The sequence below is a fragment of the Pseudomonas putida genome (assembly GCA_029953615.1).
Lineage (GTDB): Bacteria > Pseudomonadota > Gammaproteobacteria > Pseudomonadales > Pseudomonadaceae > Aquipseudomonas.
This window is the reverse complement of record CP124529.1, coordinates 3,859,853-3,881,354: the sequence shown is the minus strand read 5'-3', so window position 1 is coordinate 3,881,354 and position 21,502 is coordinate 3,859,853. Positions and strand designations below refer to the sequence as shown.

The following is a 21,502-nucleotide window of genomic DNA, read 5'->3' as shown; positions in this document are numbered from 1 at the left end:
TTTTCGCTTTTGATCTTGCTTCTAAGCGCGCGATAGTTCAGGCGCTGCCGATTGCGACTTCAGGAGGCCGAGCGAAGGGCCTGCGGAGGGAGGTGACGGGCATGGATGCCCGTCAAGCGCTGAGGCCCCATGGATGGGGCCTGCAGCGCGTACTCCCGGGAGCAGGCCCGTAGCGAGGGGACCCCGGAGCGCAGCGTAGGGGCCGGATGATGGGAGCCGACGGTTTTTGGTTCCTTTTTGCCACGACAAAAAGGGACCCGCCGTAAGGGCGGAAGGGTGAGCCAGCGTCGCCATCGCAAACGGACTGTTCGCCCTATCAAAACCGCTACTTAAGCTTTTTGCTTTTTGCTTTTTGCTTTTTGCTTTTGGATGTGGGCATTCACATCGAGCAGACATTCATTCGCGATGGTGGCGCGAACTCACCTTTCCGCCCTTACGGCGGGTCCCTTTTTGTCGTGGCAAAAAGGAACCAAAAACCGTCCGCTCCCATCATCCGGCCCCTCCGCTTCGCTACGGGGTCCCCTCGCTACGGGCTTGCTCCCGGGAGTACGCGCTGCAGGCCCCATCCATGGGGCCTCAGCGCTTGACGGGCATCCATGCCCGTCACCTCCCTCCGCAAGCCCTTCGCTCGGCCTCCTGAAGTCGCAATCGGCATCGCCTGGACTACCGCGCGCTTAGAAGCAAAAGCAAGAGCAAGAGCAAGAGCAAGAGCAAGAGCAAGAGCAAGAGCAAGAGCAAGAGCAAGAGCAAGAGCAAGAGCAAGAGCAAGAGCAAGAGCAAGAGCAAGAGCAAGAGCGGCTGCCACGCTTGGCGTCACTTACGCAGCGGGTCATCCCAGAAATGCCGCTCGGCCTCTTGCTGGATGTCCGCCCGGCTCAACCCCAGATCGTGCAAGGTTGCATCACTGAGGCTGGCCAGTTGCTGGCGTTGGCGGTACAGCTGCAGCCAGCGCGCCGGACGCTGCAGAGCTGCATGCCACAGGTGGTTCAGGGAAAAGGCAGTTTGCTGGATGCTGCTGACATGACCTTTCATCGTGAAGCCCTCCGTGTTGATGGCTCCAGTCTCCCGCCAGGCATAAGATCAATCCAACGAATGTTTCTGATGCCATGCATCTCGGAGATTGATGCAATGTCCCAGTACCAGAGCCTCGACGCGGACGTACTGCGCACCTTCGTCGCCATCGCCGAACAAGGCGGCTTCACCCGCGCCGGCGAGGTGGTAAACCGCACCCAGTCGGCAGTAAGCATGCAGATGAAACGCCTGGAGGAGGACATCCTGCAGCGCCAGCTGTTCGAGCGCGACGGCCGCCAGGTGCGGTTGACCGCCGAGGGCCAGGTGTTGCTGGGCTATGCCCGGCGCATCCTCAAGCTGCATGGGGAAGTGTTCAATACCCTGCGCATGCCACACATGGTCGGGGTCGTACGCATCGGCACGCCGGATGACTATGCCATGCGCTTCCTGCCGACCATCCTGTCGAGCTTTGCCCAGGCCTACCCGCTGGTGCAGGTTGAAGTGCATTGCGACTCGTCCAAGCAACTGATGCTGCGCCAGGACCTGGACCTGACCATCGTCACCCGTGAACCGGGCAACGAGATTGGCCAGCTGCTGCGCCAGGAACGCCTGGTATGGGCCGCTGCCGAAGGCTTTTGCCCGCAGGAGCAACGCCCCATGCCGGTGGCCTTGTTCAACACCGACTGTTTTTGCCGGGCCTGGACCTGCAATGCCCTGGAGGCCCAGGGCATCGACTACCGCATCGCCTATACCAGCCCGAGCCTGGCGGCGATCTTTGCCATTGTCACCGCAGGGTTGGCGGTGACCGCGCAGTTGCAGAGCCTGATTGGCGGGAACATTCGTATTCTGGGCGAGAGCGAAGGGTTGCCACAGTTGCCCGTGGCCAATGTGATGCTGGTGCGCAGTACCCAGAACCCTTCACCGATTACCGATTGCATGGCCGACTACATTGTCGACGGGTTCAAGTAACCTGGGGCCGCTTTGCGGCCCCAAAAATCTCAAAGCTCAAACCCGAGCATCACCGCACACACCACCAAAAACACGCAGAACATCGTCCGCAACACCTTCTCCGGCAACGCATGGGCCAACTTCACGCCCCAGCTGATGCTGAGCAAGCCCCCCAGCGCCAACGGAATCCCCACCCCCCAGTCAACACTGTGGTGCACTCCGTAGGTAACCAAGGTCACCAAGGTACTCGGCGCCGCCAGCGCCAGCGACAGCCCCTGCGCCACCACCTGGGTGGTACCGAACACGCTGGTCAGGATCGGCGTGGCCACCACGGCCCCTCCCACCCCGAACAAGCCGCCCATGGTCCCGGCAAAGCTGCCCAGCACACCCAGCCACCGGCCAGGCATAGCGCAACTCGGCGCTGGGCGGTGTAACCTTCATGAACATCCGCGCCACGTTCCACACTGCAAGAGCTACCAGGAAGCCGACAAAGCCCAGGCGCATGGAATGCGCATCCAGCCCCACCGCCCAGATCGATCCCAGCCAGGCGAACACGAAGCTACACAGCGACAACGGCAGCGCATGGCGCAACTCGATGCGGTTGCGCTGGTGGTAACGCCACAGCGCCAGCAGCACGTTGGGAACCACCATCACCAGCGCCGTGCCTTGCGCCAGTTGCTGGTCCAGGCCGAACAGCACACCCAGCGCCGGAATCGCGATCAGGCCACCGCCAATACCGAACAGGCCACCCATGGTCCCCAGGGCCGCGCCCAGCACGATATACAACAACCACTCGATCATCAGGGCTTCATCCGTTTATGCACATAATGCGAGCATGCTAACGATTGCAGGCTGGCGGGGAAACGCACAGCAGCGCACAATGGCTGTGCGTTTTTCGCAAAAGCAAGGCAGCCATGAGCCCCGATACCCTGACCGACCAGCTAAGCCTGTTCCTCGATGTGCTGGAAACCGGCAGCTTTTCTGCCGCCGCACGCCGCCACCCGCTGACCCCGTCCGCCGTGGCCCGGCGCATCGACAACCTGGAAAATGCCGTGGGCAGCCGCCTGTTCACCCGCAGCACCCACGCCGTGCGCGCCACACCTGCAGGCAATGCCTTTGCCGAACGGGCCAGGCGCATCATCGAGGAACTGCGCCTGGCTCGCGCCGAGGCGGTGTCACTGAGCAATGCCCCCGAAGGCCTGATCCGCATCGACGCCCCCGCCGCGTTCGGCCGCCGCCACCTGGCCCCGGCCATCGCCGATTTCCTGGTGGCTTACCCAGGCCTGGATGTGCAACTGCGCCTGATCGACAGCTTCGTCGACCTGCATGGTAGCCACTTGGGCGAGGTCGACCTGGTGCTGCGTGCCGGCCCCCTGGCCGACACCCGGCTGGTCGCCACGCCACTGGCTTACATGGTGCGCGTCGCCTGTGCCAGCCCGGCTTATCTGGCCAGCCGCGGCATGCCCACCTGCCCCAGCGAACTGCCCGGGCACGATGGCCTGGACTGGGATGGCCTGGCGCCGCCATTCGCCTGGCGCTTCAACGTGGCCGGGCAAACCCGTCTCTATCGCCCATCGCGCATGCGTATGGCCGCCAACAACGCCGAAACCCTGCTGTTCGGCGCCCTCGCTGGCTTGGGCATCGCCCACCTGCCCACCTGGCTGATCAGCGAATACCTGCTGCGCGGCGAACTGATACCGTTGTTTTGCGATGGAGGCTTGCCCAAAGCCGAAACCAGCGGTATTTACGCGCTACGCCTGGAACATGAAACGAACTCTCGCAGCCGTTTGCTGCTCGAATTCCTCAAGAGCCGCTTCAGCCCGATTCCACCCTGGGACCTGGCCTTGCGCAGTGAAATGCACGAGTAACGCGCGCTAATGATAAGCGCGCCAGACTTTCCACTGATTATCTTCAAGGACCTGCATGAACGCCGACACCCAAGCCTCCTGTGACGAGCTGCTGCTGGACAACCAGGTCTGTTTCGCCCTGCACTCCACCTCGTTGCTGATGACCAAGGTTTACAAACCGCTGCTGCAGGCCTTGGGCCTGACCTACCCGCAGTATCTGGCCATGCTCGTGCTGTGGGAGCATGACGGCCTGACCGTAGGCGAGATCAGCCAGCACCTGCTCACCGACCCTGGCTCGCTGACGCCGCTGCTCAAGCGCCTGGAAAGCGAGGGCCTGCTGCAGCGCAACCGTAGCCGCGAGGACGAACGGGTAGTGCTGGTGCAACTGACCGACAAGGGCCGCACCTTGCAGCAGCAGGCCAGGGAAGTGCCGCAGTGCATTCTCAAGGCCAGTGGCCGCAGCCTGGAACAGCTGCAACAGTTGCAGGCCGACCTGCTGGCGCTGCGCGAGAACCTGCAGAACAACCTCTGACAGCTAAGCTGTGCAATGGCCGTTCGGATGAACGGTGAAGATTTATCTTGCGCACTAACTAATTGCGCGCTAATTTAAATCCCACACCAACCCGTGCCCTCCTCCAGACAGGGAGCGCACAGCACATTAGCGAGGCTCAAGATGCAAAAGGTCACTCCGCTGTATATCGCAGAAGCTACCTCCACCGGTGGGCGCGACGGCAAATCCCGCTCCAGTGACGGCAAACTGGCGGTCAGCCTGAGCACCCCCAAGGAACTGGGCGGCGCAGGCGGTGACGGCACCAACCCCGAGCAGATGTTCGCCGCTGGTTACTCGGCATGCTTCATCGGTGCCCTGAAATTTGTGGCCGGGCAAGAGAAAAAAGCCCTGCCGGCGGACGCCTCGATCACCGCGAAGGTGGGCATCGGCCAGATCCCGGGTGGTTTCGGCCTGGACATCGACCTGCACATCAACCTGCCGGGCCTGGCCCAGGCCGATGCCGAAGGGCTGGTGGAAAAGGCACACAAGGTGTGCCCGTACTCCAACGCCACCCGCGGCAATGTGGATGTGCGCCTTCACGTTACTGTGTAAAGCTCACGCGGTCCCTGTAGGAGCGGCCTTGTGTCGCGATGGGCCGCAAAGCGGCCCCAGGATTGGCTTGCAAAAGCAAGTATTCCTGTGAGATTGCCGGGGCCGCTTCGCGCCCCATCGCGACACAAGGCCGCTCCTACAAGGGAAGCGTGCCGCAGCCTGGAAGTTTGCAAGCACAAAAAAAACCCGGCCAAGGCCGGGTTTTTTGCGTTTCACAAGAAGGATTACTTCTTGGAGCGGCCTTTGAAGCTGTTGTCGCGAGTGTCGATATCGATCCACTCGTCGATCTGGATGAAGTCGGCAACCGAGATCTCGGTACCGTTCTTCAGCTTGGCAGGCTTCATGACCTTGCCCGAGGTGTCGCCGCGTGCAGCGTTCTCGGTGTAGACAACCTGGCGGCTGATGGTGGTCGGCAGTTCAACCGATACCAGACGGCCCTCGAAGAATACGGCTTCGCAGACGTCTTCCATGCCTTCTTCGATATACGGCAGAACGGCTTCGATGTCCTCGGCGTTCAGTTCGTACATGGTGTAGTCGGTGGTGTCCATGAAGGTGTATTCGTCACCGTTGATGAACGACAGGGTCGCTTCTTTGCGATCCAGGATCACGTCGTCCAGCTTGTCGTCTGCACCGTAGACGGTTTCGGTCTTGTAGCCGGTCAGCAGGTTCTTCAGCTTGGTCTTCATGATCGCGCTGTTACGACCCGACTTGGTGAACTCAGCTTTTTGAACCAGCCACGGGTCGTTGTCGATCCGCAGGACGGTACCGGGTTTCAGCTCTTTACCAGTTTTCATTACGAAGTATCCGAATCTGGATGGATTTATAAAAATCGAGGCCGCGTATCATAGCGAATTTCGGTAAAAGTGTACTAGCGCTGTGGCAAGGTCCGGCTGAGCGGCCTGTCGCGCGGCCCAAAGCCGGGCATGCTGCTGCAGCTCCGGCCAGTGCCGGCGGGCCGCCTGCCAGGCCTGGCCCATGTCACGGTCCATGTTCCAGGCACGCCACAGGCCAAGCAGGGCGGCATCGGCATCGTCTGACAATCCGTGACGATAATGCGCCAAAAACGCTTCAAGCTTTTCCCAATGGGCATTCTCGTCCTGCACGTAGATATGCCACAGCATCGGCTGACCGGCCCACTGCGCGCGCACGAACGAGTCCTCGCCGCGCACGGCGTTGAAATCGCAGCTCCACAGCAACCGGTCGTAGTCGTCCTGGCTGACGAAAGGCAGTACCTGTACGGTCAGCACTCCTCGCTTGCGCACGCAGCCCACGGGCAGAGCCGCCTCGCCAAGCCACTGGCTGAGCCCCGCGACAACGCGGCCTTGCGGTACCAGCAGGTGACAGGGTTGCTCGCCTGAGGCCAAGGCATCAAGCCAGTTGCCCAGTTGCGGGTTTTCGTAGGCGAACAGGGAGACCAGCAACGTTCCCGCTTCAGGGTTTACGCCAAGCCCCTGCAAAAATGCCTGCCGTTTGCCCTGCTGGAACGCATCACGCCGAGCCAGCAGCGAGCGCTCGCGCAGCAGGCCACCGGTTTTTTCGGTAAAGCCGGGAAAGAAAAACACCTTGCGCAAGCCATTGGGCTGCGGCGAAGGCAAGCCATGGCAGCCCTCCACCCAGTCCTCGGCACTGAGGTATTCGAGGTTCAGCCACAGCGGCGGCGTGGCGCGAGCACGCATCGCCTCTACATAAGCTACTGGCAACTGGCAGGCGAAGGCACCGATTACCACATCGGCCGGCGCCACCGGTAACCAGGTTACCGGCCACTGGCGCACCTCCACACCGTGCTGCCACTGCTGCGGGGCACTGGCATCGGCACCCGGGCACATGGGCGTGAACGCATTGAGGTCATCCACCCACAGGCGTACAGCCAGGCCGTGCTCGGCCACCAGCTGCCGGGCCAGGCGCCAGGTCACGCCTATATCGCCGTAGTTGTCGACGACACTGCAGAAGATGTCCCAGGTGGCTTTCATGTGCCCTGCCCTCGCCCGGCGGAAAAACCGCGCATTCTGCGCATAAATTGTCGCTGACAAAAGCACCTGCGCGGAAAAATACCCGGGCGCATGCGACAATGCCTCCCGACCACCCTGCCAGGAGGCTGCCATGCCGCGCCACCGAGAACTGAAGATCACCCTCAAGCCGTTGCCGTTGATCCTGTGCGTTGCCTTTGGCCTGTGGCTGGGCGCCGTGGCGATCGCCGCCAGCCTGTGGCTGGCCCTGCAACTGTGGCCGCAGCAGGTACAGCCACTGGCCCAGGCCGTGGTCCCCAGTGCTTACCGGCCTGCCACGCCGCCGGCGCCAGCCCCTGCAGCGGATGCCCAGGCGGAAATGTTCGAGCGCTACAAGGACATCCTGCACAAGCAGGAACTGCAACAGGCGGCCGAGGCCGCGCAAGGCAACCCGCGCAACCTCAACAGCCCCAAGTGCCAGTTCTGGCTGCAGCAGAACCGCACCGCGCCCACCGATAAAAGCCAGGCCAACGTGCTGGAGTTCTGTTACTGACCATGGACAAGCCCCGCCTGCTGGCGCAGATCGTCGCCACCCTCGAGCATGACCTGGATGTGCTGACCCGCGCAGCGCAAACCGCGTATGAAGCCGCCACAGCCGAAGAGAACATCGCCGAGAACAAGTACGACACCCTGGGCCTGGAAGCCTCGTACCTGGCCACCGGCCAGGCCCGCCGCAGCGCCGAGATCCGCAAGGCGCTGCTGACCTACCAGCAACTGCTGTTGCGTGATTATGATCCGGCGCGCGGGGTGCAGGTGAGCAACCTGGTGACGCTGGAGGACGAGGATGGCGGGCAGCGCCGGCTGTTCCTCGGGCCCGAGGCGGCGGGGTTGAAGATTGGCGAGGGGGACGGGCTGGTGACGGTGATTACCCCGCGCTCGCCGCTGGGGCAGCAGTTGATCGGCAAGAGGGTTGATGACGAGCTGAGCCTGGGGCCGCAGGCATTGTTCATTGTCGACGTTGTCTGACCGGGCCTCTTCGCGGGCACGCCCGCTCCCACAGGGATATCACAGCACTTGAGATCTGTGGTGTACCTGTGGGAGCGGGCGTGCCCGCGAAGAGGCCGGTACAGGCAATACACAGCTAAAGGGTTTGCAAGGCATCGAACCGCCGCGCCAACCCCTGTTCGGCGAACTGCTCCACCACAAAGTCGATAAACGCCCGGGTCTTGCCCGGTAGCAGCTTGTGCTCGGCGAAATACAGGCTGATATGCCCATCGTCCACATACCAGTCCGGTAGCACCCGCCGCAGGCGTCCACCTTCCAGGTACGGCACGGCAAACGGCAGGCTCACCAGGGCAATCCCCAACCCCTGCTCGGCCACCGCGCAAGCTGCATCCGAATCGCTCATGGTCATCGTCTGGCGCAACTGCAAGGGTTGCTGTACCTGCCAGCGGCTGGTCAACGGCCATGAGCGCACTCGCCCGGTCTGCGGCGAGCGGATCAGGATACCGTCATGCCGTTGTAGTACCTGCGGGTCGTCAATCGGCGCGTGTCGCCCCAAGTACGCCGGCGCCGCCACCAGCACCCGGTGCGCCGGGGTCAGCTTGCGCGCCACCACCCCAGGCGGCAGATCGAAGCCACCACCAATCGCCGCATCGAAGCCCTGGCCGATCAGGTCGACCTGGCGATTGTCGAAATGCCAGTCCGGGGTGATGGCCGGGTAGCGACGCAGAAACTCACACAGCAATGGCAACACATACAAGCGCCCGAACACCGTGCCCATGCTCACCCGCAACAACCCGGCCGGCTGGCCTTCGCTGCTGGCCAGGTTAGCCACGGCATACTGGATGGTGCGGAAGCTGTCACTGACTTCGCCCAGAAATCGCTGCCCCGCCTCGGTCAGGGTCAGCTTGCGGGTACTACGCTGGAACAACCGCACCCCCAGGCGCGCTTCCAGCTGGGCCACGTGCTTGCCTACGGCAGCCGGGGTAATGCTGAGGCGCCTGGCGGCCTCGGCAAAGCTGCCAACCTCGGCACTGCGGATGAAGCACTCCAACGCGTTGAACGATTCCACGGCCATGATTGGCAACCCAAGGTTTACTCTGCTGATAGTGATTGCCATCTTATCAGCAGGTAATCAAACGCCGATACTGCGCCCATCCAAGGCATTCCGGCCTGGCTTCCAGCAGGAGATCAGCATGTCCAAGCAATATACCCTCGAAGGCAAAGTAGCCCTGGTACAGGGCGGTTCCCGCGGCATCGGCGCAGCCATCGTGCGACGCCTGGCCCGCGAAGGCGCACAGGTGGCCTTCACCTATGTGAGTTCCGCCGGCCCGGCGCAGGCGCTGGCGCAGGAAATTACCGAAAACGGCGGCAAGGCCTTGGCCCTGAGGGCCGACAGTGCAGACGCGGCGGCCGTGCAACTGGCCGTGGATGACACCGTGAAGGCCTTCGGCCGGCTGGATATCCTGGTCAACAACGCCGGTGTACTGGCGGTAGCGCCGGTGAGCGAATTCGACCTGGCCGACTTCGATCACATGCTGGCGGTGAACGTGCGCAGCGTGTTCGTCGCCAGCCAGGCAGCGGCACGCTACATGGGCCAAGGGGGGCGCATCATCAACATTGGCAGCACCAACGCCGAGCGCATGCCGTTTGCCGGTGGCGCCCCCTATGCCATGAGCAAGTCGGCGCTGGTCGGCCTGACCCGCGGCATGGCCCGCGACCTGGGGCCGAAAGGCATTACCGTGAACAACGTGCAGCCAGGGCCGGTGGACACCGACATGAACCCGGCCAGCGGCGAGTTCGCTGACAGCCTGATCCCGCTGATGGCGGTCGGGCGGTATGGCGAGGCGGATGAAATTGCCAGCTTCGTGGCTTACCTGGCAGGGCCCGAAGCGGGGTACATTACCGGGGCCAGCCTGACGGTCGATGGCGGGTTTGCTGCCTGATTGAAGGGTTGCCTGTTCCGGCCTCTTCGCGGGCACGCCCGCTCCCACAGGTATCCCACCGGTATCGAACCCTGTGATAATTCTGTGGGAGCGGGCAAGCCCGCGAAAGGGGCGGCACAGGTTGAACCCGCTCCTACCTTCCGTCTGCCACGAGAACTGCATGCATACCCCCACGCTCAGCCGTGCCCTGATCCTGCTGATGGCCACCGCCACCGGCCTGGCCGTCGCCAGTAACTACTACGCGCAACCGTTGCTGCACAGCATCGCCCAGCAGTTCGGCCTGAGCACCGCCAGTGCCGGCAGCATCGTCATTGCCGCGCAGCTCAGCTATGGCGCCGGCCTGCTGCTGCTGGCGCCGCTGGGCGACCTGTTCGAGCAGCGCCGGCTGATCACGGTAATGACCGCCATTTCCACCCTGGGCCTGGTCATCAGTGCCTGCGCACCGAGCCTGCCCTGGCTGATCCTTGGCACGGCGCTGACCGGGCTGTTCTCGGTGGTGGCGCAAATCCTCGTGCCCATGGCCGCGACCCTCAGCGAGCCACACCAGCGCGGTAGCGCGCGGTCGGCACATTGATGAGCGGCCTGCTGCTGGGCATCCTGCTGGCGCGTACCGCCGCCGGCTTCATGGCCGAGCTGGGTGGCTGGCGCAGCATCTACGTACTTGCCGCGGCGCTGATGGCCATCACCGCCGTGGCGCTGTACCGCAGCCTGCCGCAACACCACAGCCATGCCGGGCTGAAGTATCCGGCGCTGATCGGCTCGGTGTTCCGCCTGTTCCTCGAAGAACCGGTGCTGCGCCTGCGCTCGCTGCTCGGTCTGCTGGCGTTCAGCCTGTTCGCCTTGTTCTGGACGCCACTGGCATTCCTGCTGGCGCAAGGCCCGTACCACTATTCGGACGCCGTGATAGGCCTGTTTGGCCTGGCCGGTGCAGCAGGTGCGCTGTCGGCCAACTGGGCCGGGCGCCTGGCCGACCGTGGCCAGGGCTCGCTGGGTACTACCGTGGGGTTGGTGGTACTGCTGCTGTCGTGGGTGCCTCTGGGCTTTGCCGAACAGTCGTTGCCGGCCTTGCTGCTGGGCGTGCTGATGCTCGACCTGGCAGTGCAACTGGTGCACGTGAGCAACCAGAATGCGGTGATTGCGTTGCGGCCCGAGGCGCGTACGCGGCTGAATGCCGGGTATATAACCTGCTACTTCATTGGCGGGGCACTGGGATCGCTGCTGGGCACGCAGTTGTTCCAGTACCAAGGCTGGATGGGGATTGTGGTGGCGGGATTGGTGATTGGCGGGCTGGCGTTGCTGGCGTGGGGGTTGGCCGAGCGCAACAACGCTTTGCAGGCAGCTCCGCACGACCCTCCGTCGCATGGCCGTTGACTTGCCCGCCCGGGCAGCGCTGAGTAGGCGCTGGTCAATGCCCTTTCCCTGACAGGACGACGTTATGACAAGACTCACGGTGCAATCCGGCGATTTCTTGCAAGGTGAAGGCGAGTATCGCAACGGATCGCTCACGCTCAAGACCCCGCGCAGCCCCTCCCCGGGCGAGCGGATTTCCCTGGCACGCATCAGCGACCTGCGGCTGGCCAGCCTGGAATCAAGCCGTAGCCTGGGCAGCGCCCTGGGCTGGGGCGTGGCCGGGGCCCTGGTGGCCGGGCCGGTGGGGTTGCTGGCCGGGCTGTGGCTGGGTGGCAAGGAAGAAGAAGCTACCTTCCTGGCTACCTTCAAGGACGGGCGCAAGCTCATGGCCATTACCGATGGCAAGACCTGGTCGAAGATCGATGACAACTGGCGGCAACACAGGCGGCCGGCCAATAAAGGCTGACTGGATATCGCAGGGCCCGGATCGTTTTATGTTGAAGGCGGCGGTAAGATGCCGCCTTTTTTCATGGCCTGTACTGGCCTCTTCGCGGGCTCGCCCGCTCCCACAGGAACAGCGCTGCGCTTAAGTTGGCGCAGTCCCTGTGGGAGCGGGCGAGCCCGCGAAGAGGCCGGCACAGGTGTCGCGCATCCAGGAGCCCCACCGCATGCCCCCGCGTCACCCTCGCCTGCCCCTGAGCCTGCTCAGCCTGGGCCTGGCCCTGCATTGCCCCCATGTGCTTGCCGAAGACAGCGTGTTACTGGCCCCGCTGCAGGTGTCTGACACCTACGCCAATGACGGCTACCAGGCACGCCAGGCAGCGGTAGGTGGCTTCCAGTCCGCCCCCTTGCTCGACACCCCTGCTTCGATCAGCGTGTTCAGCCAGCAACTGCTGGAAGACCGCCAGGTGCGCCAGCTCAGCGAAGTGCTGCAAAGCGACGCCTCGGTGGGCGAAAGCTACGCCCCCATCGGCTACTACGAAAACTTCAATGTGCGCGGCTTCGAGCTGAATGCCGCCAGCAGCTACCGCATCAATGGCCAGACCATCGCCGGCGAGCACAACGTGGCCCTGGAGAACAAGCAGCAGGTGGAGCTGCTCAAGGGCCTGTCCGGGCTGCAGAGCGGTGTTTCGGAGCCGGGCGGCCTGGTCAACTATGTGACCAAGCGCGCCGAAGACGTGCGCAGCGTCACGCTGTCGACCAACGAACAAGGCGAACGCTACCTGGCCACCGACCTCGGCGGCTGGTTCGGCAGCGAACGGCAGTTCGGCCTGCGTGCCAACCTGGCCCATGAAGACATCCGCTCCTACGTCGACCACGCCGACGGCAAGCGCGACTTCGCCTCGCTGGCCTTCGACTGGCAGATCAACCCGGATGCCACCCTGCAACTGGATGCCGAATACCAGCACCGTGAACAGCGCTCGGTACCCGGTTACCAGTTGCTCGGTGGCAGCGAAGTGCCCCACGGCATCGACCCGGACGACCGCCTGGCCTACCAGCACTGGGCCAAGCCGGTGCAGAACGATGCGCTGAACCTGGGCGGGCGCTTCGAATACCGTTTCAACGAAGCCTGGACAGGAACCTTGAGTGCCTCGCGCAGCAAGGTGGTGATCGATGACTACAGCTCGTTTGCCTGGGGCTCGAGCGAAGGTGCGTTCTTCGGCGGCAACGGCGACTACGACATTTACGACTTCCGCAGCCCCGACGACACCCGCCGCACCGACGAGGCGCAGGCCATGCTCAACGGGCGCTTCGATGCGCTGGGCGTAGGGCATGAGCTGACTGTGGGCACCAGCGCGCAGCGGCGCACGCTGGATCAGCGCCCCAGCTATATGGAATGGGTAGGTACAGGCAACATCCACACCGGTGCGCCCGCCTTTGATCCATCCGACAAATCCGTCAGGTCTGGCGAACGTCGCCTGGACAGCCGCCAGTACGGGCTGTTCGTTAGTGATCGCATCAGCTTCAACGAGCAATGGCAGACCGTACTGGGTGCCCGTGAAGTACGCCTGGACGAGAAAACCTGGAATGAGGACGGCATATCCGGCCGCCATACCCGGCAGTACGAATTGCTGCCTGACGCTGCGCTTATCTACAAGCCCCAGCCGGATACCACGGTGTACGCCAGCTACGCCAAGGGCCTGTCAGCAGGCGGTACCGCACCGTGGTTCACCGAGAACAAATTCGAAATCCTCGCACCGACGACCTCGCACCAGCTGGAACTGGGCCTCAAGCACGACTGGCAAGGCCTGAGTTTCAGCGCCGCGCTGTTCCAGATCCGCCAGGCATACCAGTACGCCCGCCCGGACGGCGCCGGCCACTTCACCTACGTGCAGCAGGGCCGGCAGAAGAATACTGGTCTGGAGCTGGGGGCAAGTGGCTGGGTGACCTCGAACCTGCAACTGCAGGCCAGCGCCGCGGCCATTCGGGCGCGGCTGCAGAACAGTGGTACCGATGATTATGAAGGCCACCAGGCGATCAACGTACCCAGGTTCCGCGCGGCGCTGCAGGCAGAGTACAGCCTGCCGGTACCGGGGCTGGCACTGCTGGGCGGGGCACGTTACAGCGCCAGCAAGTATGCGAGCCAGGCGGGAAATGTGAAAGTTGGTGGGTATACGGTGTTCGATGTGGGTAGCCGCTACCGCACGCGCATCGGCGGGTATGACACGGTGCTGCGGCTGAGTGTGGATAACGTGCTCGACAAGCGTTATTGGCGCGATGTGGGGGATTACCTGGGGGATAACTACCTGTTCCAGGGGGCACCGCGGACGGCTCGGCTGTCGGCTTCGGTCAGCTTCTAGATTTTTGGGGCTGCCTTGCAGCCCATTCGCAGCACAAGTCTGCTCCTACAGGTACGCACCTCATCCTGTAGGAACAGCCTTGTGCTGCGAATGGGTCGCAAAGCGGCCCAAAAACAAAAAGCCCCCGGCTTTTCAGCTCGGGGGCTCTTCGTAGAATGTGGCGGTGAAGAAGGGATTTGAACCCTTGATACGATTTCTCGTATACACACTTTCCAGGCGTGCTCCTTCGACCACTCGGACACTTCACCGTTTCTCTTCAAGCCTTGCAGCCTGTCGAGGTGCGCTAATTTAGTGAAAGAGCTTCTCTTTGGCAAGCATTTTTTTCAATTTTTTCATGCATTTGCATTTGAGCCTGAGCGAACGCTGACCGACCGGTCAGCCTTACTGCTTTACCTCGCCCCTGGCGCTGGGTAACGTCGTCGCCACGCCAACAAAAGGACTCTGCCATGAGCGAGCTGATTACCTACCACGCCGAAGACGGCATCGCCACCCTGACCCTGAACAACGGCAAGGTCAACGCCATCTCGCCGGATGTCATCACCGCCTTCAACGCCGCGCTCGACCGCGCCACCGAAGAGCGTGCGGTGGTGATCATCACCGGGCAGCCGGGCATTCTGTCTGGCGGTTACGACCTGAAGGTGATGACCAGCGGCCCGAAAGAGGCAATCAGCCTGGTTACCGCCGGCTCCACTCTCGCCCGCCGCCTGCTGTCGCACCCGTTCCCGGTAGTGGTTGCCTGCCCGGGCAATGCCGTGGCCAAGGGCGCCTTCCTGCTGCTGTCGGGCGACTACCGCATTGGCGTCGACGGGCCCTACAAGGTATGCCTGAACGAAGTGCAGATCGGCATGACCATGCACCATGCCGGCATCGAGCTGGCCCGCGACCGCCTGCGCCGCTCGGCCATTTCACCGCTCGGTGATCAATGCCGAAGTGTTTGACCCGCAGGGCGCAGTGGACGCCGGCTTCCTCGACAAGGTGGTGCCGGCCGAGCAGTTGCAGGATGCCGCACTGGCAGCGGCGCGGGAATTGAAGAAGCTGAACATGCTGGCCCACAAGAACACCAAGCTGAAGGTGCGCAAAGGGCTGCTGGAAGCGTTGGACAAGGCGATCGAGCTGGACCAGCAGCATATGGGCTAACCGGGCGGGCCTCTTCGCGGGCATGCCCGCTCCCACAGGGACAGCGCCAGAGCCGAGGGCAGCGCAGTACCTGTGGGAGCGGGCAAGCCCGCGAAGAGGCCCCAACAGGCTCGCACCAGGGTTTGCCCCAACCAGTGCACATCCGTACACTGCCCGGCGACTGTCTGGTGTGAGTCGTACCATGCTTTATTCATTGCGCATGTTCCTGCTGGCGCTGCATTTCCTTATGGTTGGCACCCTGGGCCTGATCATTGGCCTGTGCCGCCCCTTCAACCCCGACAACAGCCGCGTGTTCGCCCGCCTGTACAGCCTGCCGGCTACCTGGCTGATGCGCATCAGGGTCAAGGCCGAAGTCGGCCCGCTGTGGGACCAGCCGCCCGGCTGCGTGATCGTCGCCAACCACCAGTCCAACTTCGACCTGTTCGTGCTGGGCCAGGTAGTGCCCCGGCGCACCGTCGCCATCGGCAAGAAAAGCCTGGGCTGGATCCCGCTGTTCGGCCAGCTGTTCTGGCTGGGTGGCAACGTGCTGGTCGACCGCAAGAACGCCTACCAGGCACGCAAGGCCATGCAGAAGACCACCCGGGTACTGCAGGACGACACCTCGATCTGGATTTTCCCCGAAGGCACGCGCAATCCCGGCGAGCACCTGCTGGCCTTCAAGAAGGGCGCGTTTCACATGGCCATCGAAGCCGGTGTGCCGATCGTGCCGGTATGCGTCAGCCGCTATGCCAGGCGCCTGAGCCTGAACAGCTGGCGCCGGCGCACGGTGATCGTGCGTTCGCTGCCACCTATCGACACGGCCGGCATGACCCTGCAGGACCTGCCGGCGCTGATCGATCAGTGCCGGGGGCAGATGCAGCAATGCATCGACCGCATGGAAAGGGAACTGGCCAAGCGCTAGGTTGCTCTTGTGCCCACTACGGCCCAAGCTGTAACCCGTGTCCAACCGGAATAAGCGAACAACCATGGGTCGAGTCGTGGCATCGGCGGTGTACAGCGCCGGCAGAAAGGTCACCAACATCAGCATCGATGAAGGCAGCGAGTGGGCGCGCAAGCCGGGGCACTTTGTGTGGATCGGCCTGGAGGAGCCCAACGCCGAGGAACTGGCCAACCTGCAGTGCCAGTTCAACCTGCACGAACTGGCCATCGAAGATGCCCTGGAAAAGCACAGCCGGCCCAAACTTGAAACTTTCGGCGATGCCCTGTTCATCGTCACCTACTCACCGGTGCGCCACGAAGGCAAGCTGGAGTTCATCGAAACCCACATCTTTGCCGGCAACGGCTACATCATCACCTGCCGCAACGGCCACTCCAAATCCTACGCCCTGGTTCGCCAACGCTGCGAGGCGCGGCCGTTGCTGCTGGAGCACGGCGAAGACTTCGTGCTGTACGCCCTGCTCGACTTCGTCACCGAGAATTACCAGCCGGTCAGCGAGGCCATTCACGGCGAGATCGAAGAGCTGGAGCAGAGCGTGCTTGGCGGCTCGCTGCAGGAGGACGACATCCGCCGCCTGCACAGCCTGCGCCGCGACATCCTGCGCCTGCGCCGCTACGTGGCGCCGATGGTTGAGGTGAGCGAGGAGCTGCAACGCCTGAGCTTCCCGTTCATCGACAAGAACATGCGCCCGTACTTCCGTGATGTGCAGATCCACGTAACGCGGCAGATGGAAGACCTGGCCGGTATCCGTGACATCGCCAGCCAGACCATCGAGATCGGCATGCTGCTGGAATCGTCACGGCAGAGCATCGTGCAGCGCAAGTTCGCGGCCTGGGCGGCGATCCTGGCATTCCCCACGGCAATTGCCGGGGTTTACGGGATGAACTTCCAGAACATGCCGGAGCTGGGGTGGCACTATGGGTATTTCGGGGTGTTGGGGGTGATCGGGCTGGGCTGCACCGCTTTGTATGCCAGCTTCAAGAAATCGGGCTGGCTTTGAGATTGTCGGGGCCGCTTTGCGGCCCATCGCGACACAAGGCCGCTCCTACAGGGGATCGCGTCAATCAGGTTTATGCGATCCCTGTAGATACTCTGTTGGCGGTCAAGCTTTTCTGAGGTGTTCAGAGCTGAAAAGCTTGGCCGTATCAAATGGCTCATCCCCGCGCATACATGCCCAGATGCCTGTCAGGTACTTGCGCATGACAGCAGCGATAGCCTGCATTTTCTTCTTGCCCCTGTTGACCAACGACTCGTAAAAAGCCTTCGCATAAGGGTCGCAGCGCACTGCGGTCAAGGCAGGCATGTACATGGCTGCCCGTAGATAAGCATTCCCACTTTTGCCGAGTCTGCCGGGCTTATCAATGCTCGTTCCCGATTGGGTCTGTCGAACATCGAGACCCGCGTGGCGAGCTACCTGCGAGGACTTGAGCATTTGAGGAAGGATGGTCAGTTCAGCCAATGCCGCAAGTGCAGAGACTTCTCCCATCCCAGGCCCTGCGAGCAGCTGCTTGTACTGCCGAGTAAGCGTCGGACACTGGGCGACCAGCTCGCGGCCCGCCTTACGAAAGCGCTCAATTCGATTATCCAGTGAAGCAATCGCTTCCTCCTGATCCTCGATCAGCATCGACACGGTTGTAGCGGTCGCCTGCAATGCATGCAGTTCGTTCTTCGCCCTTGTACGATGCCCCACCAAACGATTGATGTGTCGCCCCAGAGCCCTCAGTTCAAGCTGCACAAGGCTTGGAGGTGTCCACAAGCGCGGTGTCATACGCTCGCCGTACTCGGACAGCAGTTGAGCATCTATTGCATCGGTCTTGCTGTTCACCAGCATCAGTTTGGCGAAATTGTGGAAGCTCTTGGGGTTGATCACGGATACAGGGAGGTCAGCCGCATGTAGCTCAAGGGCCAAGTCCAGGTAATAGATTCCGGTCGCCTCCATCACGATCGACTTGGGTTTGAGTGCCAGCAGCTTTTTCACCGCAGCCTTACGGCCTGCAGGGGTTTGAGCGATATCCCACTGTCCGGCCGGACGCCCATCTTTACGCACCCCAACGACCGAAGTACGTGAGCCGATATCGACGCCAACCCAGACACTCATTCCTTCCCTCTCCCAAGCGAGTTAGGTAACAATGGCCTCCGGTTCCCCGACCTCGAACTTCATGCTGCTGCAACCTTGTAATGCGAAGTCCGACTTGTCGGCTTCTCGATACTCTTCGCAGTGGGCAATGAGGCGGGGGCCTCTCTACATACAAGGTCAGGGGCAATACCTGCCTTCAGGAGCGATCGGCCTCCCCGGAAGTGCTTCTTCAGCCCGACGAGAATAACCTCTCCCGCTAGGCCAGACACAACATACAAGGAGCGGCCTTGTGTCGCGATGGGCTGCACAGCAGCCCCCAGCCATCACGCTGCGGTATCCTTGCTCACCGGCTGCTGGATAAACCGCAACATCCACTCCCCCACCAGGTCGCCCTGGTGCTCGGTGGCCAGGCTGGCCACGGCTTTGTGGTACACCTCATCACCCAGATACGCCTGGCGCGCATCGAGCAGGGCACGGGAGTAGTCGTGCACGAACTCGGGGTGCCCCTGGAAACACAGCACCTGGTCACGAATGTGGTACGCCGCGTTCGGGCAAAAATCGCTGGAGGCGATCACCGTGGCGCCTTCCGGCAGCTCGGTCACCTGGTCCTGGTGGCTGATCAGCAAGGTCAGCTCCGACACCTCCGGGTCCATCCACGGCGCATGGGCCGCCAGCGAATAGCGATGGATACCTACGCCCCAGCCCTGTTCGGCACGCTCGGCCTTGCCGCCCAGGGTCAACGCCAGTAACTGGTGGCCGAAACACACACCCAGTAGCTTCTCGCCACGCTCGTACAGTTTCAGCAGGTAGGCCTTCAGGGTCTGGATCCACGGGTCGGCACCAAACGAGTCGGCTTTGCTGCCTGTCACCAGGTAGGCATCGAACCTTTCGTTGTCGGCGGGGTAATCGCCGTTCATCACGTTGTACACACGAAATTCGGCGGCGATCGGCTGACGCGAGAAGAGCTGCTCGAACATCCTGCCGTAGCCCTGGTACTGCGCGGTCAACTCCGGTCGCAGGACATCGGTTTCAAGGATGCAGATGCGTAACGACATAGGGATAGTCCTGAACGACATGGGTGGGAATCTGCTGTAGAGACTGACGCGAAAGGCACGTACAAGCAAGTAGGCGGCCTGACGAACGGTCATATTCAGCCACTGCCCTGCTGGCACTTGCGCCACTGTCTAGCGAGAGCATGCCAGCCGGCTGGCACTTGGCCTCATAGCCAGACGAGATCAACCAATCACATCGTTAGAACAAAGGGTTCTCAAACATGGATGACGCACACCCTACTGTTGGTTGTATATCCACTTTCAAGAGGCAGGCAGTTCAGGCGTCACGCAACGCCACTGCGATCGACCCGAAGCGCGACAGGGAAGCCAACGGGTATTCAGGAATAACAACAAGAAGGCGGTCCGCCATGTTCAGACAATCGAAAATTCGCCAAGCTGGGCTCATTCTCTTCGCCACGACTTTGCTGCTGATCCTGCCGAACCTGACACGGTTGTTCGGCTGAATGCGGCTGTGGCGCCAACAGGCAACGCACAGGTAACCTGCTGGCCTTGATGGTCGGAGATTACCCATGCGCCAATGCCTCGCACTGTTAGTGTTGATCCTGAGCCTGCCGCTGTCGGCGGCGCAACTGCACCTTGAACTGGGCGCCACGGCGCGCCAGTGGAGCAGTGCCGAACTGCTGGACCACCCGCAGGCACGGGACATCAGCATCGACCAGGACGTTTCCTACAAGCGGCCCATGCACTATCGCGCAGTGCCGCTGGCTGCGCTGCTGGACGGCGTGAGCGCCAGCGACCACCTGCAGGCGGTGGCACTGGACGGCTTTGCTGCGGAAATGCCCGCAGCGCCACTGTTGCAGCCAGGCCCGGCACAGGCCTGGCTGGCCGTGGAGGATCCGGGCCGGCCATGGCCACCACTGGGCCAGGGCCAGCCGAGTGCAGGGCCGTTCTACCTGGTGTGGACTACACCGCAGGCCAGCGGTATCCGCCCGGAGCAGTGGCCGTTCCAGATTTCCACGATTCGCAGGCTGGCTTCTGTCGAAGCGCGTTTCCCGGCGCTGCTGCCCGACCCGAAGCTGCCAGCCGACAGCCCGGTGCGCCGGGGCTTTGCCTTGTTCCAGCAGAACTGCCTGGCGTGTCACCGGCTGAACGGCGCGGGGGATGCGCAGGTGGGGCCGGACCTGAATGTGCCGCATAACCCGACCGAGTATTTTCGCCCTGAATATCTACGCCAGCTGATTCGTGACCCGCAGAGCCTGCGGCAGTGGCCGCAGGCGAAGATGCCGGGGTTTGCCGAAAGTGTCTTGAGTGAAGCGGAGCTGGATGAATTGCTGGCTTATTTGAGGCATATGGCTGGGCGCAGGCCTTGAGAACCTAGGGGCGCTTTGCGCCCCTTTCGCGACACAAGGCCGCTCCTACAAGGGAACGCGCACGCCTGTAGGAGCGGCCTTGTGTCGCGATGGGCCGCAAAGCGGCCCCGAATTCCCAAAGTCTCAGGCTATGGGCCGCTCCTGCTTGACCCCCCACCCTTCCACCTCACCCCCATAAGGTGTCACCAGCTGCTCGAAGGCCTCTTCGAAGTCGCCAATCCCGCCATGGGTGGCATACATGACCTTGCTCAGTTCCAGATGCCAGGCGCCATCGTCCAGTTCCTTCACCTGGGCATTGAGTGACTCACCGCGAAACTGCGTGGCCGCGCGGCGGGCTCCTGCTTCGTCTGGGAATATGGCGTAGAACTCGATGGGGTGGATCTGGGTGAAGTCGAAACCGCCTGCCTTCATCTGGCGCAGGACGTTGCTGCTGATATCGTCGTTCTGGCTGCTCATGAAACGTCCTCCTGAATAATGCGATGGATAGACTTTCCGTGCACTACGCACCTGCCGGCAGCGACCGGGCAGTTCGAGCTGATGCAAGACGCGAAGGGATGCGGTGCCAACCCGCAGAACAGGCTGGCACCTTCATGCAGCGTAGTGCCTGCCAGGGCGCCACGCAAACCTGCGATTCAGGGCGCTTCGTGGATGCTGGTGATGGTCACGCCGCTCTGTTCCTTGAGCCAGCGAGCGGTGGGGGAAACGGCGCGGTCCTGGAAGTCGTTGAGGTCCAGCTCGTCCATCACCGGGAACAGGTGCGAACGGATGGCCCGCGCGGCGTCCTCCTCACTGGGGCACTGCTCGCCACGCAACGTCAGGGTGGTGAGCACGCCTTTCTGATCGGCAAAGATGACTTCCCACTCTTTCATCGAACGACCCCTCTCAGTCAACGAAAACCAGGTGTGTGATGCCTGAACAAGTGACCTTGGGGTGGGGAGAATGTTCAGTCCGGGGATTTGTGTTGGGCCCATTCGCGGGCACGCCCGCTCCCACAGGACCTGTGCTGTACCTGTGG

General features: G+C 62.5%; 21 protein-coding genes, 1 tRNA gene and 3 pseudogenes. 15 read left to right on the top strand and 10 right to left on the bottom strand.

Features of this window, described 5'->3' with window-relative positions; translation table 11 throughout:
* Nucleotides 1-813 precede the first annotated feature (813 nt).
* Nucleotides 814-1,032 carry a DUF1127 domain-containing protein gene (locus tag QIY50_17865; GenBank protein ID WGV19262.1) on the bottom strand — a complete coding sequence of 73 codons (219 nt, stop codon included), beginning with the start codon at nucleotides 1,030-1,032 and terminating at the stop codon, nucleotides 814-816.
* Nucleotides 1,033-1,128: 96 nt separating this feature from the next.
* On the opposite strand from QIY50_17865, the gene QIY50_17860 reads away from it, so the two are divergent.
* Nucleotides 1,129-1,980, top strand: a complete 852-nt coding sequence (locus tag QIY50_17860) for a LysR substrate-binding domain-containing protein (protein ID WGV19261.1) — start codon at nucleotides 1,129-1,131, stop codon at nucleotides 1,978-1,980.
* A 29-nt stretch (nucleotides 1,981-2,009) separates the two neighbouring features.
* On the opposite strand, the pseudogene QIY50_17855 reads toward QIY50_17860, so the two are convergent.
* Nucleotides 2,010-2,760 (bottom strand): annotated as a pseudogene (locus QIY50_17855) (sulfite exporter TauE/SafE family protein).
* A gap of 113 nt (nucleotides 2,761-2,873) precedes the next feature.
* On the opposite strand from QIY50_17855, the gene QIY50_17850 reads away from it, so the two are divergent.
* The 3 genes from QIY50_17850 to QIY50_17840 all read left to right on the top strand — a co-directional run bounded on the left by QIY50_17850 (nucleotide 2,874) and on the right by QIY50_17840 (nucleotide 4,908).
* Nucleotides 2,874-3,827 carry a LysR family transcriptional regulator gene (locus QIY50_17850; GenBank protein WGV19260.1) on the top strand — a complete coding sequence of 318 codons (954 nt, stop codon included), beginning with the start codon at nucleotides 2,874-2,876 and terminating at the stop codon, nucleotides 3,825-3,827.
* A 55-nt stretch (nucleotides 3,828-3,882) separates the two neighbouring features.
* Complete coding sequence (locus tag QIY50_17845; protein ID WGV19259.1) at nucleotides 3,883-4,338, top strand: MarR family transcriptional regulator; 456 nt, start codon at nucleotides 3,883-3,885, stop codon at nucleotides 4,336-4,338.
* Nucleotides 4,339-4,479: 141 nt separating this feature from the next.
* Entirely contained in the window at nucleotides 4,480-4,908 is a 429-nt protein-coding gene (locus QIY50_17840) for an organic hydroperoxide resistance protein (GenBank protein WGV19258.1), read from the top strand.
* 224 nt (nucleotides 4,909-5,132) lie between these two features.
* Here the strand turns inward: QIY50_17840 and efp are convergent, their stop codons facing one another.
* Both efp and earP read right to left on the bottom strand, forming a co-directional pair.
* Nucleotides 5,133-5,702 (bottom strand): elongation factor P, encoded by a 570-nt coding sequence (gene efp, locus QIY50_17835; GenBank protein WGV19257.1) that lies wholly within the window; start codon nucleotides 5,700-5,702, stop codon nucleotides 5,133-5,135.
* A 48-nt stretch (nucleotides 5,703-5,750) separates the two neighbouring features.
* A complete protein-coding gene (gene earP, locus QIY50_17830; protein ID WGV19256.1) occupies nucleotides 5,751-6,878 on the bottom strand; it encodes an elongation factor P maturation arginine rhamnosyltransferase EarP in 1,128 nt (375 codons plus the stop codon).
* A 130-nt stretch (nucleotides 6,879-7,008) separates the two neighbouring features.
* Between earP and QIY50_17825 the strand changes: the two genes are divergently transcribed.
* Together QIY50_17825 and QIY50_17820 are read left to right on the top strand one after the other, a co-directional pair.
* Nucleotides 7,009-7,407 carry a hypothetical protein gene (locus QIY50_17825; GenBank protein ID WGV19255.1) on the top strand — a complete coding sequence of 133 codons (399 nt, stop codon included), beginning with the start codon at nucleotides 7,009-7,011 and terminating at the stop codon, nucleotides 7,405-7,407.
* Nucleotides 7,408-7,409: 2 nt separating this feature from the next.
* A complete protein-coding gene (locus QIY50_17820) occupies nucleotides 7,410-7,880 on the top strand; it encodes a transcription elongation factor GreAB (protein WGV19254.1) in 471 nt (156 codons plus the stop codon).
* Between the two features lie 115 nt (nucleotides 7,881-7,995).
* On the opposite strand, the gene QIY50_17815 is transcribed toward QIY50_17820, so the two are convergent.
* A complete protein-coding gene (locus QIY50_17815; protein ID WGV19253.1) occupies nucleotides 7,996-8,934 on the bottom strand; it encodes a LysR family transcriptional regulator in 939 nt (312 codons plus the stop codon).
* A gap of 118 nt (nucleotides 8,935-9,052) precedes the next feature.
* Here QIY50_17815 and QIY50_17810 point away from each other — a divergent pair, with 118 nt between their 5' ends.
* From QIY50_17810 to QIY50_17795, 4 genes and pseudogenes are all read left to right on the top strand, one after another.
* The gene (locus QIY50_17810; protein WGV19252.1) at nucleotides 9,053-9,802 is read left to right on the top strand and encodes a 3-oxoacyl-ACP reductase family protein; all 750 of its coding nucleotides are present in this window, start codon (nucleotides 9,053-9,055) and stop codon (nucleotides 9,800-9,802) included.
* A 160-nt stretch (nucleotides 9,803-9,962) separates the two neighbouring features.
* Nucleotides 9,963-11,173, top strand: a pseudogene (locus QIY50_17805) (MFS transporter).
* A 64-nt stretch (nucleotides 11,174-11,237) separates the two neighbouring features.
* A complete protein-coding gene (locus QIY50_17800; GenBank protein ID WGV19251.1) occupies nucleotides 11,238-11,618 on the top strand; it encodes a hypothetical protein in 381 nt (126 codons plus the stop codon).
* Between the two features lie 202 nt (nucleotides 11,619-11,820).
* Nucleotides 11,821-13,953 (top strand): TonB-dependent siderophore receptor, encoded by a 2,133-nt coding sequence (locus QIY50_17795; GenBank protein ID WGV19250.1) that lies wholly within the window; start codon nucleotides 11,821-11,823, stop codon nucleotides 13,951-13,953.
* Between the two features lie 158 nt (nucleotides 13,954-14,111).
* On the opposite strand, the gene QIY50_17790 is transcribed toward QIY50_17795, so the two are convergent.
* A tRNA-Ser gene (locus QIY50_17790) sits at nucleotides 14,112-14,201 on the bottom strand.
* Between the two features lie 198 nt (nucleotides 14,202-14,399).
* Here QIY50_17790 and QIY50_17785 point away from each other — a divergent pair.
* The 3 genes and pseudogenes from QIY50_17785 to QIY50_17775 all read left to right on the top strand — a co-directional run bounded on the left by QIY50_17785 (nucleotide 14,400) and on the right by QIY50_17775 (nucleotide 17,027).
* Nucleotides 14,400-15,090, top strand: a pseudogene (locus tag QIY50_17785) (crotonase/enoyl-CoA hydratase family protein).
* Nucleotides 15,091-15,271: 181 nt separating this feature from the next.
* The gene (locus tag QIY50_17780; protein WGV19249.1) at nucleotides 15,272-15,991 is read left to right on the top strand and encodes a 1-acylglycerol-3-phosphate O-acyltransferase; all 720 of its coding nucleotides are present in this window, start codon (nucleotides 15,272-15,274) and stop codon (nucleotides 15,989-15,991) included.
* Between the two features lie 64 nt (nucleotides 15,992-16,055).
* Complete coding sequence (locus QIY50_17775; GenBank protein WGV19248.1) at nucleotides 16,056-17,027, top strand: magnesium and cobalt transport protein CorA; 972 nt, start codon at nucleotides 16,056-16,058, stop codon at nucleotides 17,025-17,027.
* Nucleotides 17,028-17,129: 102 nt separating this feature from the next.
* On the opposite strand, the gene QIY50_17770 is transcribed toward QIY50_17775, so the two are convergent.
* A complete protein-coding gene (locus QIY50_17770; protein ID WGV19247.1) occupies nucleotides 17,130-18,125 on the bottom strand; it encodes an IS110 family transposase in 996 nt (331 codons plus the stop codon).
* A 302-nt stretch (nucleotides 18,126-18,427) separates the two neighbouring features.
* The gene (locus tag QIY50_17765; protein ID WGV19246.1) at nucleotides 18,428-19,159 is read right to left on the bottom strand and encodes an amidotransferase; all 732 of its coding nucleotides are present in this window, start codon (nucleotides 19,157-19,159) and stop codon (nucleotides 18,428-18,430) included.
* Between the two features lie 218 nt (nucleotides 19,160-19,377).
* On the opposite strand from QIY50_17765, the gene QIY50_17760 reads away from it, so the two are divergent.
* Complete coding sequence (locus QIY50_17760; protein WGV23147.1) at nucleotides 19,378-19,620, top strand: hypothetical protein; 243 nt, start codon at nucleotides 19,378-19,380, stop codon at nucleotides 19,618-19,620.
* Nucleotides 19,621-19,686: 66 nt separating this feature from the next.
* Entirely contained in the window at nucleotides 19,687-20,487 is an 801-nt protein-coding gene (locus QIY50_17755; GenBank protein ID WGV19245.1) for a cytochrome c, read from the top strand.
* A gap of 123 nt (nucleotides 20,488-20,610) precedes the next feature.
* Here QIY50_17755 and QIY50_17750 read toward each other — a convergent pair whose 3' ends face one another.
* Nucleotides 20,611-20,943, bottom strand: a complete 333-nt coding sequence (locus QIY50_17750; protein ID WGV19244.1) for a ribonuclease E inhibitor RraB — start codon at nucleotides 20,941-20,943, stop codon at nucleotides 20,611-20,613.
* Between the two features lie 176 nt (nucleotides 20,944-21,119).
* Entirely contained in the window at nucleotides 21,120-21,356 is a 237-nt protein-coding gene (locus tag QIY50_17745) for a hypothetical protein (protein WGV19243.1), read from the bottom strand.
* Nucleotides 21,357-21,502: the final 146 nt, after the last annotated feature.

Bases quoted from the DNA above. Each gene is read 5' to 3' on its own strand.
- QIY50_17865 (WGV19262.1), bottom strand. From the start codon at position 1,032: ATGAAAGGTCATGTCAGCAGCATCCAGCAAACTGCCTTTTCCCTGAAC.
- QIY50_17860 (WGV19261.1), top strand. From the start codon at position 1,129: ATGTCCCAGTACCAGAGCCTCGACGCGGACGTACTGCGCACCTTCGTC.
- QIY50_17850 (WGV19260.1), top strand. From the start codon at position 2,874: ATGAGCCCCGATACCCTGACCGACCAGCTAAGCCTGTTCCTCGATGTG.
- QIY50_17845 (WGV19259.1), top strand. From the start codon at position 3,883: ATGAACGCCGACACCCAAGCCTCCTGTGACGAGCTGCTGCTGGACAAC.
- QIY50_17840 (WGV19258.1), top strand. From the start codon at position 4,480: ATGCAAAAGGTCACTCCGCTGTATATCGCAGAAGCTACCTCCACCGGT.
- efp (WGV19257.1), bottom strand. From the start codon at position 5,702: ATGAAAACTGGTAAAGAGCTGAAACCCGGTACCGTCCTGCGGATCGAC.
- earP (WGV19256.1), bottom strand. From the start codon at position 6,878: ATGAAAGCCACCTGGGACATCTTCTGCAGTGTCGTCGACAACTACGGC.
- QIY50_17825 (WGV19255.1), top strand. From the start codon at position 7,009: ATGCCGCGCCACCGAGAACTGAAGATCACCCTCAAGCCGTTGCCGTTG.
- QIY50_17820 (WGV19254.1), top strand. From the start codon at position 7,410: ATGGACAAGCCCCGCCTGCTGGCGCAGATCGTCGCCACCCTCGAGCAT.
- QIY50_17815 (WGV19253.1), bottom strand. From the start codon at position 8,934: ATGGCCGTGGAATCGTTCAACGCGTTGGAGTGCTTCATCCGCAGTGCC.
- QIY50_17810 (WGV19252.1), top strand. From the start codon at position 9,053: ATGTCCAAGCAATATACCCTCGAAGGCAAAGTAGCCCTGGTACAGGGC.
- QIY50_17800 (WGV19251.1), top strand. From the start codon at position 11,238: ATGACAAGACTCACGGTGCAATCCGGCGATTTCTTGCAAGGTGAAGGC.
- QIY50_17795 (WGV19250.1), top strand. From the start codon at position 11,821: ATGCCCCCGCGTCACCCTCGCCTGCCCCTGAGCCTGCTCAGCCTGGGC.
- QIY50_17780 (WGV19249.1), top strand. From the start codon at position 15,272: ATGCTTTATTCATTGCGCATGTTCCTGCTGGCGCTGCATTTCCTTATG.
- QIY50_17775 (WGV19248.1), top strand. From the start codon at position 16,056: ATGGGTCGAGTCGTGGCATCGGCGGTGTACAGCGCCGGCAGAAAGGTC.
- QIY50_17770 (WGV19247.1), bottom strand. From the start codon at position 18,125: ATGAGTGTCTGGGTTGGCGTCGATATCGGCTCACGTACTTCGGTCGTT.
- QIY50_17765 (WGV19246.1), bottom strand. From the start codon at position 19,159: ATGTCGTTACGCATCTGCATCCTTGAAACCGATGTCCTGCGACCGGAG.
- QIY50_17760 (WGV23147.1), top strand. From the start codon at position 19,378: ATGGATGACGCACACCCTACTGTTGGTTGTATATCCACTTTCAAGAGG.
- QIY50_17755 (WGV19245.1), top strand. From the start codon at position 19,687: ATGCGCCAATGCCTCGCACTGTTAGTGTTGATCCTGAGCCTGCCGCTG.
- QIY50_17750 (WGV19244.1), bottom strand. From the start codon at position 20,943: ATGAGCAGCCAGAACGACGATATCAGCAGCAACGTCCTGCGCCAGATG.
- QIY50_17745 (WGV19243.1), bottom strand. From the start codon at position 21,356: ATGAAAGAGTGGGAAGTCATCTTTGCCGATCAGAAAGGCGTGCTCACC.